General features: G+C 40.6%; 7 protein-coding genes. 3 read left to right on the top strand and 4 right to left on the bottom strand.

Going from position 1 to position 13136, the window contains the following annotated elements; translation table 11 throughout:
* Positions 1-160: 160 nt before the first annotated feature.
* From METTI_RS01475 to METTI_RS01465, 3 genes are all read right to left on the bottom strand, one after another.
* Positions 161-1378 carry a PGF-pre-PGF domain-containing protein gene (locus METTI_RS01475; protein WP_023844037.1) on the bottom strand — a complete coding sequence of 406 codons (1218 nt, stop codon included), beginning with the start codon at positions 1376-1378 and terminating at the stop codon, positions 161-163.
* A 146-nt stretch (positions 1379-1524) separates the two neighbouring features.
* On the bottom strand, positions 1525-4788 hold the full coding sequence (locus METTI_RS01470; protein ID WP_023844036.1) for a PKD domain-containing protein: 3264 nt from the start codon (positions 4786-4788) through the stop codon (positions 1525-1527).
* Between the two features lie 349 nt (positions 4789-5137).
* A complete protein-coding gene (locus tag METTI_RS01465) occupies positions 5138-5707 on the bottom strand; it encodes a hypothetical protein (RefSeq protein WP_023844035.1) in 570 nt (189 codons plus the stop codon).
* 698 nt (positions 5708-6405) lie between these two features.
* Between METTI_RS01465 and METTI_RS01460 the strand changes: the two genes are divergently transcribed.
* The 3 genes from METTI_RS01460 to METTI_RS01450 all read left to right on the top strand — a co-directional run bounded on the left by METTI_RS01460 (position 6406) and on the right by METTI_RS01450 (position 10032).
* Complete coding sequence (locus METTI_RS01460; RefSeq protein WP_048135009.1) at positions 6406-8355, top strand: sirohydrochlorin chelatase; 1950 nt, start codon at positions 6406-6408, stop codon at positions 8353-8355.
* Positions 8356-8451: 96 nt separating this feature from the next.
* The gene (locus METTI_RS01455) at positions 8452-9162 is read left to right on the top strand and encodes a hypothetical protein (RefSeq protein WP_023844033.1); all 711 of its coding nucleotides are present in this window, start codon (positions 8452-8454) and stop codon (positions 9160-9162) included.
* 36 nt (positions 9163-9198) lie between these two features.
* Positions 9199-10032: a class I SAM-dependent methyltransferase gene (locus METTI_RS01450; protein WP_023844032.1), complete on the top strand. Its 834-nt coding sequence runs from the start codon at positions 9199-9201 to the stop codon at positions 10030-10032.
* A gap of 15 nt (positions 10033-10047) precedes the next feature.
* Here the strand turns inward: METTI_RS01450 and METTI_RS01445 are convergent, their stop codons facing one another.
* Positions 10048-12876: a M1 family metallopeptidase gene (locus METTI_RS01445; protein WP_023844031.1), complete on the bottom strand. Its 2829-nt coding sequence runs from the start codon at positions 12874-12876 to the stop codon at positions 10048-10050.
* Positions 12877-13136 lie beyond the last annotated feature (260 nt).

Below are 13136 nucleotides of genomic sequence, written 5' to 3'. Positions count from 1 at the left end.
ATAGCATCTGCTTTTAAGTTAAAAAATAAATCCTGGAGAAGTTATCCTTCTATTCAGAAGGGGAACTTCTCATTTATTAACCAAAAAAAGATTGCTACATCATATAGAAAAGTCTGATACTGAAAAAGCAACCTTTTTTTAATTGTTCTGTTTTATGCTATCATTTCCGTTTATTCTTTAATCCGGATGAACATATTCCTGAAACGGCAGCGATTGCCATAATGGTTGTTACAGTTTCAAAGCCCGGAATGCTACCTGGTTCCTGTTCAGCAGTCGTACCTGTTCCGGCAACTTCTTCGCCAGATGCCTGGTATTCATCTGTATCATCTACAGATTTCAGGCTATCCTCCTCGGTGTCCACGTTTTCTCCGATAATGGCAAAAGGAGAGAATCCGGAAGTCTGGCTTTCGAAATAGACATATGTATCATCTTCGTCTGTGACAGTGGTCAGGAGTTTTATCCAGGCACCATCAACATACCTGTAAAGATTTATGTCATTTTTATCAAGATTGTTTTCAGCAAGCCATGTTTTGTTCACACTGAAACCGACTATGGGATTATCAATATTCTCTTTAGTTGCAAATCCAGTCTTACCTATCCATATATTCATCTGCTGGTAGATCTTGTCCGGAGCATCACTATCTGCGAACGAGGATCGGCTTTTCAGTATTTCGATGGTAGCCTGTGTCGTTCCTGAGTCTTTCAGGGAATCGAAGCGGACGTAAGAGATAGCATTATCTTCATTATTGAACTCGTAGTTGATGTATGATCCGGCACTGACAAAAAAGGACTGAATCTCCTTCAAAAGGATGTTCTCATACTTTTCCCCGGTGGTTGTAGTACTACTGATACTAGTTCCTCCGCTACCGGAAGAAGATGATGATTGTGAACTGTCATCTTCTGCATACTCTGCATTTTCCAGGTCACTGATATCGCCGTCGTCGTCATCAAATCTGGATACCGTTACGGTAATACCTGTAGTTCCTCCATCAAGTCCATTTAAAGTAAGGATTGCAATCTCTGTGTCCAATGCACCTGGATCTATCTGGCTGCTGGCATCAACAGCCTTAATATAGATGGAAGTTCCGGGCAATGATGAACTTTCTTCAATAGAAGACCAGGAAGGATATGTGACATCCACGATTTCGGCAACATCCGACTTATCGATATCTACACGTAATTCATACCCTGAAAGTCCGTCCGGAAGTTCATCAACACTCAATGAGACCTCAACCGTTTCCCCTGCTTCAATGGATACAGGCACTGAAGGATCAAAGATAAGAGAAGGGGTAGCTCCTGCAGCTCCCACATAGAAAGATGAAATTATGAATGTAAAAACTAATAGTTTTGTAATGTTTTTTTGATGTGTTTTTTTCAAACTAATCACCTCGTGATAAACGTTTTAATTCTCAGGCACTTAATCTGCCAGTGATAAAAAAGGAAAAAGTCAGGAAAGGGAATCAAATTCTTCCTTTTCCATGACTTTTGTACTCCTCCCTCTGTCCGGAGTTTTTCTTTTTCACCTCACACCATATCAAAGAGGGAAACCACATCGTCGAAGTCAACCCTGCCATTGCCGTTATAATCTACCTTTGATGGCATGTTTTCTTCAATCCAGTCCATCTGGTAGAAGAACGCTTCGACATCCACAAAGCCGCAGGCACCATCACCTGTGAGGTCTTCATAGAGACCGTCACCATCAAGATCCCTTGGGGATGCTGTCTCTCCCGGAATCGGCATCATTGTGACTTCCAGAGTTCCAGTTTCTACTATCGCATTGATTTCATTACCATCGTCACTCTCCAGTTTGCTAACATCCAGGCTAATGTTGGTGTTTCCTGCTTTTTTACCTTCCACAGTCAGAGTGGCAAGTATAACGCCTGTGGCATCTACCTGAACATCTCTTTCCAGGTCAACTGTTTTCAGGTAAACAGAACTGCCTGGAAGGGATGAATTATCAGTGATCGTTGACCATTCAGGATATGTGATGTCCACAATCTGGGCAATTGCAGAGTCAGCGATATTCACAGTGAGTTCATAGCCAGAGAGGCCATCTGGCAGGGAGCTTACTTTGATGGCTATCTCGGTTGTTTGGCCGTCTATAAGTGTTGTATCCTCCGGGCTGAAGAAGAGTTTTGGTTCACTTTCATCCAGAACTCTCCACCGGGACACAAACAGGTCACTGCTTCCATTGAAACTGTCATCTACTGCGTTTTCAACGGGTAGATCGACTGAACCAGTCTGCCCACAGAGAAGGAGATTACCGGTTTCGGTAATTACTGATCCATGTGCAGTCTCACTATCACTACCTCCATAATATGTGCTGTACAGCAATGTACTGAGGTCATCATTGAGCCAGCTCACAAATGCATCATTATCACCGCTGTTCGTTCCGGATGTCGTAGTTGGTATATCTATAGATTCTGTATATCCTGTGATGAATACATTATCATCAGCTACAACAACAGAAGACAGGTAATCATTGTCATTGCCACCAAAATACGTACATGCATACAGTGTTTCCAGAGAGCTATCGAATTTGGCTACATATCCCTCCCAGGTGCTTGTATTTGATATTTCTGTTTCAAATGCCCCGGAAGTCGCCAGAACACCTGACTTAGTCCTACCGGATATGTATATGCATCCATCGCTTCCGACTTCCAGATCATTTGATCTTTCATCCTCGCCCCCTCCGAAATAAGTGCCTGCGAGTAGTGTACTCAGGGATGAATCGAAATTAGCTACAAAAGTATCGTAGTTTCCATTACTTGTATCATCGTATGCTCCGGTGGTAGCCATACCATTATCTTTAACATCAGCTAACAGGTACACGGTTCCATCACTTCCGAATTCGATATCAACACCTACCTCATCATCGTCACTTCCAAGGTATGTATATGCTATCACTCCAAGTGAGTTGTTTAATTTGGCTACAAAGATATCCTCGCTATCGAAATCATAAGATGTCTGATATGCTCCGGCAGTAGCCATTACCACAGATTTTGTCGACCCCGTTATGTATATTTCATCATCCAGGACATTGATGGCATATGCGTAATCATGACCCAACCCTCCCATGTTTGTACAGGCTTGCAGTGAGCTCAGGGAAGAGTCGAACTTAGCTACAAAAGTATTCGTGCCACTCTGCATTGTTGAATATGATCCTGTAGCAGGCAGGTCACTGGATGTAGTACTACCGTGCACATATACACTTCCATCGAATCCTATTTTGATGCAGCCTCTCGTTTCTGATCCAGTTCCGCCAAAGTATGTACATGCAAGCAGTTCAGACATATCGCTGTTATACCTGGCAATGAACAGGTCGGTACTTCCGGCCAGAGATGTCTGATAGACACCTGTTGTTACAGGAATGTCTGTCGAGTCGGTGCTGCCTATTACATACACAGTTCCGTCATTGGCTACGCTCACTTTATTTCCATTAGTTATGGATTCATCACCGTTTCCTCCAAGGAATGTGGAGCTTGCCAGAGATACATTTACTTCAGTTTCCTCTTCCTTTTCCTCTGCCACTTTCCATAGTCCTATGGAGGCATTCCTTGCGAAGTACATGTAGGCGGAGGGTGCGCCAGTGCTATTAAAATATCCTGCTGTTCCTGATATGGAGCCTGATCCTGAAACAGGGGTTACAGTTCCATTATCTATTTTATCCTTCAGTGTTTCAGCCTGGGGCCACATAAATGAGCAGTCGTCATTAGACAGCGTGCTCCCGTTAAACAATAGGCCTTCCACGGCTTGCCCATCCTCGATGGTAACCGGTAATTTGCCCACGCCCCAGGAAGCCATTATAGGAATCCAGTATGAGAAATAAATCTCATACTCTCCGTCAGGCAAGTCTGAGAAAGCGAAGTCTCCGTCAGAGGAACTCAATATGTTCTCAAAAGAACCATATGTTTTCGTAGCATTAGTAACTCCTTTTGCTACCAGGATATCGTTTTCACCAGGTTGGAATAGCGGATTACATAAGTAGATGTAATCTGATTTTGTTTCGGTATCACTACCTCCTGTATTGCTCACAGTAAGGCTTACGTTGTAAGTACCTGTCTCTGTATATGTGAACTTCGGATTTGTTTCATTTGAATCCTCTATTCCGTCACCATTTAGATCCCATGACCAACTATTGGCCCCAGTTGAATTGTCAGTGAACTGCACGGTCAGAGGTGGGTTGCCTGCGGTTACATTTGAGCTGAAATTTGCTACAGGAAGCACATTTTCTTCTTCTTCTTCTTCTTGTACTTTCCATAGTCCGATTGCAGCTCCCCTTGCAAATTTCATGTAATCTGTGGCGGTATCGCTGGAATCAAAGAAGCCTGCTGTCCCTGATATAGAACCTGATCCTGATACAGGAATTACGGTTCCATTGACTATGCTGTCATACAATGCTTCAGCCTGAGGCCATAAGTAAGAGTCGTTGTCTCCATATAGAAGAGTTCCATTAAACAACAGATTTTCTAATGTTTCTCCGTTTTCAATAGTGACCGTGGTATCTCCCACACCCCAGCCAGTCATTTCAGGAATCCAGTATGAAAAATAAAGCTTATACTCTCCGTCTGGCAACTCTGAAAATGTGAAGTCCCCATCAGGAGCATTTGATATTTGTTCAAGTGTTCCATATGTTTTCGTTTCATTCGTGAATGCCGTTGCTACAAGGATGTCATTTTCGCCCGGTCCGTTTGAAAAGTTATATGTTGCTGCCGTAAACGGGACACCCATAATTAATACCAGCACTATTAAAGCACCAGTCAATATTGTTTTCTGTCTGTACTTCATATTTACCACCAAATATTGATTTCAAAAACCATTTAGTAAAAACAATCTTTGTGAGGGTACCCTATATACATTAGGTGTATTAATTATACATCCAAACAAAATTAGGAAATCGGTTAAATGCTAAAACAATTAGTTAATTGACCTGTAACCTATGATTTTCAAATTGATGTGAGTGGTACCAAAGGTCATTATTTTAAATCTCTCTGAAGGGTTGGTATTCGATGCTTCCAGGACTGCATTAATCATGTTTAAAGTCAAAAAAGAAAACGACACCATTATTTTATTCAGAGGTGCCTGTATGTTCAAAATAAAATATTGTTGCAGCATTTTACAATGCGGCAGGATGCAATTATCCAAGTTGCCATAATCCTATTGTTGCACCTCTACACGCATTCATGGGGATTGTATTGGCTGTGTCAAATGTAGTAGCAGTTCCTGATATTGCACCATTGCCGGATGATGGGTATACTGTAGAGTTCTGTACAGTGTTTAAGAAACCCATGGCCCATGCTTGTTCTGCTGGAGTGCTTGGGTAATCGCTGTCTGAGGAATTAACTAAATACACCTTCACACTTACACTTTCAAGGACCTGTCCGTTTTGTACAGTAACTACGTCACTAGTGCCTACTCCCCAGGCATTCATGGCATCAATCCAGTATGCAAGATAGAGTTTATAATTTCCATCCGGAACACTTTCAAATGAAAAGTCTCCATCAGGGTATGAATCTATCAGGTCCTGAACAGATGTCGCAGACCATGACATTGTAGTATTGCTGTACATTCTTGCTATCAGGGTATCGGTGGTTCCAGGAGTATCTGAATAATTATAGGCTGTTGCAGCTACTGTGGGCATGGCTACAATCAATGCCAGTAACAGAAATGCACCTGTCAATATTGTTTTCTTGTTATTTATTTTCATATTCGTCACCTAGTTTTGTATTCAAAAAATTATTTTGGTAAACAATTTTTCGACGTCTTATCTATATATTTTAGGTGTATTTGTAGAGCTCCCAAATAATTTTAGGTAATGGGCGTTGCCATTAAAAAAGTAAGCATTTGACTAAAATCCTATAATTTAATCTTATAATTTTACAGTAGTTCAGAGATACTATTCAGAACATCTAAAATCTGAAGTCTATATTTCATTCAATGTTTCATGCCTTGCAATGACACAGTTTACAGAATCCAATTATGTTTTCTGAGCAGGATTTTTACAGAGCCAAAGTAATGTCTAAATCTTCAGATATTTAATCAGGGTCCGATATTTACAAAAAGAAAATGTGCGGAAGCTACCATGCAACAGTTTGAAAAATAATGTTGCACTGCTGTAGAAAGTGACCTATGTAGCTCTATCAGGAAGCCGAATGTGCTTTTGAATATAGTTGCTGCATGGTAGCAAAACCTATTATATTTTTATTCTATTTACCTTTTTCGTACTGACTACATTTTTTAGACTAAAAATCAAAATCCAATAATTAGTTCTTGTATAGCCGGGTTATGCCTCTCTTTTGTTTTTTCCAAAAGTTAGGTTATCAACAAAAATCTAATTTTATTAGGATATCCTATGTATATTCCTAACACCATTATTGAGTAGCATCCAATAGGATGTGACGATTAATGAAAAATAGGCATAAAATAATTTCAAAGACCATTGCAACTGTCCTGGTGGTCTTTATGGTGGTATTGACAATTAGTTTGCCCGCTGGTGCCAGTGATTCTTCAGAAGAGTCAGGCAGTGAAACCATTGGAGTTCTTGTGGTGGCTCATGGAAGTACAAGCGAGACCTGGTGCAATGCAGTCAGAACCGCAGTTGAAGATACGAACCTTGATTATCCAATAGAGATCGGGTTCCTTGAAATGGTGGAAAATGAAACTCTTCCGGATGCAGTGGATAAACTGGAAGAACAGGGTGTAACAAAGATAGTCGCAGTTCCACTATTTATTTCATCAAACAGCGGCCACATCGGTGAGATTCAGTACATTCTTGGTCTTACAAGTGAAGCACCTGAGGAAGGACTGGTTCAGGTGGATACAGAGTCTGAGATTATCATGACAGGTGCAATGGACGATCACTCATTCATTGCAAAAATAATCGCAGACCGTGCCGCTGAACTGGTGCAGGATGCAGAGAACGAAACCGTTATACTTGCTTTGCACGGTACCACAGGTGAAGATCTTGAAGGCTGGAATGAAAGCTCAGCATCCCTTTCAGACAAAGCAAAACTCATTTTAAGGCATAGTATGGGCATCAATATCGAAGATGTAAGATATGGATTTATCAATGTAGACGAGTCAAATGAGGAACTTACATCATTTGAAATAAGTAATGTTGTCAGTAACGTTTCCGAGTCATCCCATGCTATTATTATTCCGGTATTTGCATGTGAAGGGTATTACACAAACACAAAAATCCCACGTCTTCTGGAAGACATGGATTACAGCTATCCGGAAGAAGGCAGCAGGGCTCTTATTCCTCACAGCAATGTTGGTGACTGGATAGAAGTCATGGTTGCAAGAGAGCTTTCATATCCTGAAATTTCAATATATGATGATGAAGAGCTTGTAACAATATCCTTTGATGACCTTGAAGCATGTCTTTGTGGAGTATGTGCATATCGTTCTTCCCTTGAAGCATTCTCATTTGAGGATGTATGGGAAGGTATACCACATAGAGGCGACGTGAGCATAATCAGTGCACATCCTTCTGACGGGCATGAGGAAGTATTCCTGTACATTCTTGGTAACCTGACAGAAGATTACACAATTGATGCTCCTGAAGGTACGGATGAAACGTATATCATACCTGAAAACTATGATTACACTTTCATTCAGAAATCAAGCGGGGACTCCATAGAGGTTTCCATCAGTGATGATGTCTTTTATGACAATATGTATGAACTGAGAACGAAGGCAAAACTTGGAACGGCAACCGCAGAAGAAAAAAGTGCTTTTAAACTGCTGAAATCTATGATGCAGGAAAAGATGACCTATGGTCCTTCTGAGGAATTATTTGATGTTTCAACATCTCTTTCCGATGGGCTTCCAATATCCTCAGGCTGGAATTTCATCTCAGTTCCTTCTGAACTAAATGATGCATCAGTTGATTCTGTATTTGAGGATATTGAATATGATGTGGTATTATACTATAACACATCATCAGGAATGTGGGAACAGGGTGGAGTTGATTTCACAGAACTGGAGCCCCTTAAGGCTTACTGGATCAAGAATTCTCTTGGATATTCACAGTTTGTTTCAAGTGACAAACTCAAGCCCGCGGTACCAGCAGTTCCTGCAACAATAAGCCTGCACAAAGGCTGGAATGCCATAGGATATAGTGATGCTGCAGATTCCCTGTCTGCGAAAATGACACTTCAGTCAATGGATGATTCATATTCATTGATCAAAGGTCCTTATTATTCCGAAACCATGTCTTACGGTTATGTGGGACATAATGGTGAAACAGGAGTAATTTCCGGCAGTCATGTAGGCACTGACTCTTTTGAGATGGCCCCCTATAATGGATACTGGATTCTGGTAACACAGGAGACAATATTGTACGGTTTCTGATGAATGGATGACGGAGAATGGATTGGAATGAGTTGAAGATGGGTATTTTCCCATCTTCTTCTTCCTCTTTTTCCTATTAGTGTTTAAGGTGAAAAAATGTTTTTAAAATTTGGAATTCACAGTTTTTACAATACGAGATGTCTGGTTATACTTATGATGGTAGTTGTGGGAATGTCTGCCATTCCTGCATCTGCAGATTCAAGTACTGTTCCTTCCCTTCCCTTGATAATTGAAGGCAGTGTCAGCACGGGAGATGAAGCAGCCACAGCAGGAACTGAAATAACAGCAGAACTTGACGGACAGGTCATTGGAAGTACAACTGTCAGTTCGGACGGAGTTTATGGGGATCAGCCAGGTACAAAGCTTGTTGTAACATGTGAGCCTGCGGATTATGAAAATATAAAGTTTTATGTGGATGGAGTTGAATCCGGGATTTCGGGTGCGGATTTTAGTACCTCAAACCCCGGTGACACTGTAAGTCTTGATCTTTCAGTCTCTGCTTCATCAGATTCAGAAACTGGTAGCAGTAAGAGCAGTTCATCTTCCGGTACTTCAGGTAACATGGGAACCTCTGCTTCATCGGTTGAATCAGGAGAAACTGAAGATGCAGATGTCAATGTTGTTGATGAAAACGACAATGGAATACTTGAAAGTACTGCAGATAATGTACCTGTTTCCTCCGGAGAATCCATACCTGCTACTCCAAAAGAGACCTCTACAATATCTTCGGTTTCAGGAATTGCAGTTGCATTTATGGTAACTCTTGTGGTCTTGTTAGGGGTTATGAAAATAAAAGGTCGTAAATAATGTAATTCAGTAAAATCATTTTCAGGGAGTGAAATAATGAAAGAATCTTTAATTCCTAAAATAAGGCCTCAGATTTCAAATGAAATAGCTGAGACTTTATTTATCACTTTATACATGCGAAGCGAAGAGACTAAAAATCCGGGTGGAATTATCAGTGACCCGACAGCTGAAGATCTTGTCAGCAAAATCGATTATGACTTTTCAAAATTCAGCAAAGGAAAAATGAGTGGTATCGGGACTTCAATAAGAGTTCGTCACTTTGATACTAAAGTGTCTGGCTTTATTGAAAAACACCAGCATCCTGTGGTTGTCCTGATAGGCTGCGGGCTTGATACACGTTACCAGAGACTTTCTAACAGCAAAAAGGCTGTTTTCTATGAGCTTGATCTTCCTGAGGTCATAAAATTAAGACAGATCCTTTTGCCGGCAAAGTCAAATCAGAAGTACATAAGTGCTTCAATGCTTGAAAGCGAATGGATGGAGATACTGGCAGACAATCATCCTCAGGGTAATTTTATTTTTGTAATTGAAGGAGTGTTGATGTATTTCTCAAAGTCTCAGGTAAAATCTGTGATCTGTAATCTTGCCAGTCATTTTCCGGGTTCTGAAATCCATTTTGATGCAGTAAGCCAGTGGGCTTGTAAGCATTCAAAATGGCATGATACTATTAAGCATGTTAAAGCAGATTTTGTCTGGGGTCTGAACGATGTTTCTGAAATCGAATGCTGGAATTCAAATATTAAACATCGTGATACTCTTTACTACATGGATGTGGAGAAAAAAAGATGGGGCATGAAAGGTCATTTTATGAGCCTTATACCCACATTCAGGAAATCGTCCTGTATTCTTCATTATGATGTTGTTTCATAATGAAGAAATCAGGTTTCAACTCAGGTCAACCTTCCCGTTGATCTCCTCATACTTTGCCACAGCACTTGGAGTATTGAGCAATATCTTTCTTATCCTGTTATATACACTCGGGTTGTTTTCAGGGTCAAGCTTGTTCAGGAAACCGAACATCATTTCCACAAGGGGTATATGATATTCATCTTTCATCCTGTCAATGTTGGCCAGCACATTGAGAATTGCCACAGTATTATATTCATTCACCGTAGCCAGTTTTGGAACGATTTCACTTAGAAGCTCTCTTCCCTTTTCAGTTTGCAGGGATTTTTTCCTGTTGAAAGCAAAACTTGCAAAGAGTGCTCTCTGGTCATTTGCCTGCTCTATCCTGAAAGTTTTGGATTTTTCAACCTGTTTTACCAGGTCAGTTACATCATCCCCGCTGCTTCCCCCGATAACTCTCAGGTAAGCTTCCCAGCTGACCGGGTTCTTTTCAGCTTCCTTCTGGTAATTCTGCATAAGCTCTATTTTGTCAGATGCAGAACTGTCAAGATAAAGTCCAAAAGCAGTTAGTTTATCTGTGGCATTTTGTGCAGTTTCAAACTGCCTCCTGATCATGTCATGAATAGCCGGAGTATCAAGAGTTGAAAGAATAGACAGACATTTATTCTTAACCTGTCTGCACTTGATAGCATGAACCTGCCCTTCAAGGTAATCTAAACTATCACTGATTTTTGCATTGCAAGCTTCATACAGTGACATGAGACTTTCTTCATGTCTGCTTGCGATGGCTTTTAAAATTCTTTGTTTAACTTCGTACAACAACTGGTAGCTGTGTGAAAACTTATCATCTTCCACAGATTCAAAGATGGCCAGGAATTGTGAACCTGCTCTTTCCATCAGGTCGAGATTCATTATAAGTTCATGGAAAAGATCTATGAATTCTTCAGATGGCAGAGCATCACTATCTCTTATAAGTTTCATCTTTTCAGAATCCACTATCCTGTAGAATGCAAGGAACCGGTTTATCAGGTCAGAGTCCGTTTTAGCCTGCAGAATCAACTCATCAATACTTGCATCATGAACGACCTTTCCAAAGAATGAATAGTTGCGGTTAAGGGAAAGGAATGCGGGCCTGTCAACATTTTCAATCACAATTTCCTGTTCCCCGGCTGTCATGCGCTCCATGACTTGCGCAAGGTCGTTTCCATTTCCATCCACAAGGGCTGCACATATTGGCAATTCCCAGAAGGATTTTCCTTCAGGAACTTCCTGTTTAAAGGATAAAGTACATTTTCTTTCATCTTCACTGTATGAAGAATCAACATGAAGCACCGGGAACTGTGTTTGTTTAAGCCATATATTTGCCATGTCCTTGATATCCATGCCGGAAGCTTTTTCCATCTCATCAAGCCACTGCCAGCTTGAGGCATTTGAGTGTTTGAATTTGCAGTGGTAAGAATCCAGAGCTTTTACAAAAGTCTCCTTTCCCATCATGGTCTCGATCATATTCACAAATTCAGGAGCTTTAACGTATGTAACTGAACTGATGAGGTCGTCCGGGTCATTGAAGCCGTCAGGGATTATTGGCATTGAAGCTGCTCCTTTATCCAGAGCGAATGTTCCGGAACCCGGTGCCAGAAGAGTAAGCACTTCACCAAGACGGCTGTATTCCTCACCAAAGTGATAAGCATGGTACATCCTTTCAATGTGAACAGTAACAGCTTCGTTAAGCCATATTTCAAAAGGACTCCAGCCTGTGACTTCTGAACCGTTCAGGTTATGGTAAAATTCATGCACCTTAACCCTCATGAGATATTCAAAAGCAGTATCTGTCATTTGAGGGAATGGCATTATACGATTGGTACTGATAGTGGTGTTTCCTACGTTTTCCATTCCGCCGAAATTGGAGTTCTGCATTCCGATTTCCCTGTAAACAGTGCCTGTGTACTTGTATCCCGGTTTAATTAATGAAACAGCTTTTTTCAGTTCTTTCCTTATTTTTTCCAGTTTTTCACTTGCAGCTTCACCTTCATTTTTAAGAAGATCTCTCTCCTTGATCATATCCATGATCTCTTTGCGCTTTTCAGGCTGTTTATATTGTTCAGGGCCTGTAAAGAGATACATCCACATAATTGAGTCGTAAAGGACATCAAGTGACCTTCCGGCAATCACAGGGTCAGAGCCAGGAGGTACAAGTAATTCCAGATCAAAGGTATCGCCTTCAGGGTATTCAAATTCCTTTTTGAATGTATCATATGTGCCAACACCCAGGAAGAAAAGATAGGTCGCCATTGGAGTTACAGAGTTATCGTAGACTATCATGTCCCTGCCATTTCCCACAGAGTGTCTTTCCTCTATGATATCTCCGTTGGTGATGAGATTTGTGTATCTCTCATCGGCAATGATGGTTGTAGTATAGGTGCACTTTGCGGTCATGTCGTCAATGCATGGAACAATGCGCTGGAATCCCCACTGCTGGCACTGGGTAATCTGTTGTGGGGGAGCACCTGCAGGTGTTTCATCATAATAGAGCCCTTCTAGAATATTATCTGTTGGCCTGCAGATAGTTTCTGTATGAATTACAATTTCAGTGTTTTCGGGTACATTTTGCTTGAATTTGATTAGCAGGATATCGTCTTTAATTTTGTATTCGTGGTCAATTTCATATTCACTGCAGCTTACTGACAGTATTTCCAGTTTCTTACAGTTAAGTTCAAGTTTATCAATGGGTTTGTCGAGGGTTTGCAATTTCAGGTCGGATGTCACTTTTGTATGATCATCAAAAACATCGAATATAAGGTTCATATGAATGACTTTTACACTCAGTTCGCCAAAATCTTCAGGATAATATTTGTATATTCTGTTCATCAAATTCCCTCTTTTTATGATCAATTCTGTAGATTAATTGCTATCTATTGGTTTATGCTGTTATACATACATTTGTATTAGCCAAATATGAATAATCAGTTAAGAATGTCACAGTGTATCACACTTTTATGTTTAATGATACACTTTTATATTATTAATATATTAATACTGTTTGCAGGTACTAATCTATAATGTTTGATATGTTGTGGTTTGTATGTGCAGATCTGAAACAGGTTCAATACCTGTTTTATGTGGTGAAA

This window comes from Methanolobus tindarius DSM 2278, from assembly GCF_000504205.1.
In the GTDB taxonomy this organism is placed as follows: Archaea; Halobacteriota; Methanosarcinia; order Methanosarcinales; family Methanosarcinaceae; genus Methanolobus; species Methanolobus tindarius.
This window is presented reverse-complemented; position numbering and strand designations above follow the sequence as displayed.

What these genes read in the sequence shown, in the direction of transcription:
- METTI_RS01445 (WP_023844031.1), bottom strand. Translation starts at nt 12,876, where the DNA reads ATGAACAGAATATACAAATATTATCCTGAAGATTTTGGCGAACTGAGT.
- METTI_RS01450 (WP_023844032.1), top strand. Translation starts at nt 9,199, where the DNA reads ATGAAAGAATCTTTAATTCCTAAAATAAGGCCTCAGATTTCAAATGAA.
- METTI_RS01460 (WP_048135009.1), top strand. Translation starts at nt 6,406, where the DNA reads ATGAAAAATAGGCATAAAATAATTTCAAAGACCATTGCAACTGTCCTG.
- METTI_RS01470 (WP_023844036.1), bottom strand. Translation starts at nt 4,788, where the DNA reads ATGAAGTACAGACAGAAAACAATATTGACTGGTGCTTTAATAGTGCTG.
- METTI_RS01455 (WP_023844033.1), top strand. Translation starts at nt 8,452, where the DNA reads ATGTTTTTAAAATTTGGAATTCACAGTTTTTACAATACGAGATGTCTG.
- METTI_RS01465 (WP_023844035.1), bottom strand. Translation starts at nt 5,707, where the DNA reads ATGAAAATAAATAACAAGAAAACAATATTGACAGGTGCATTTCTGTTA.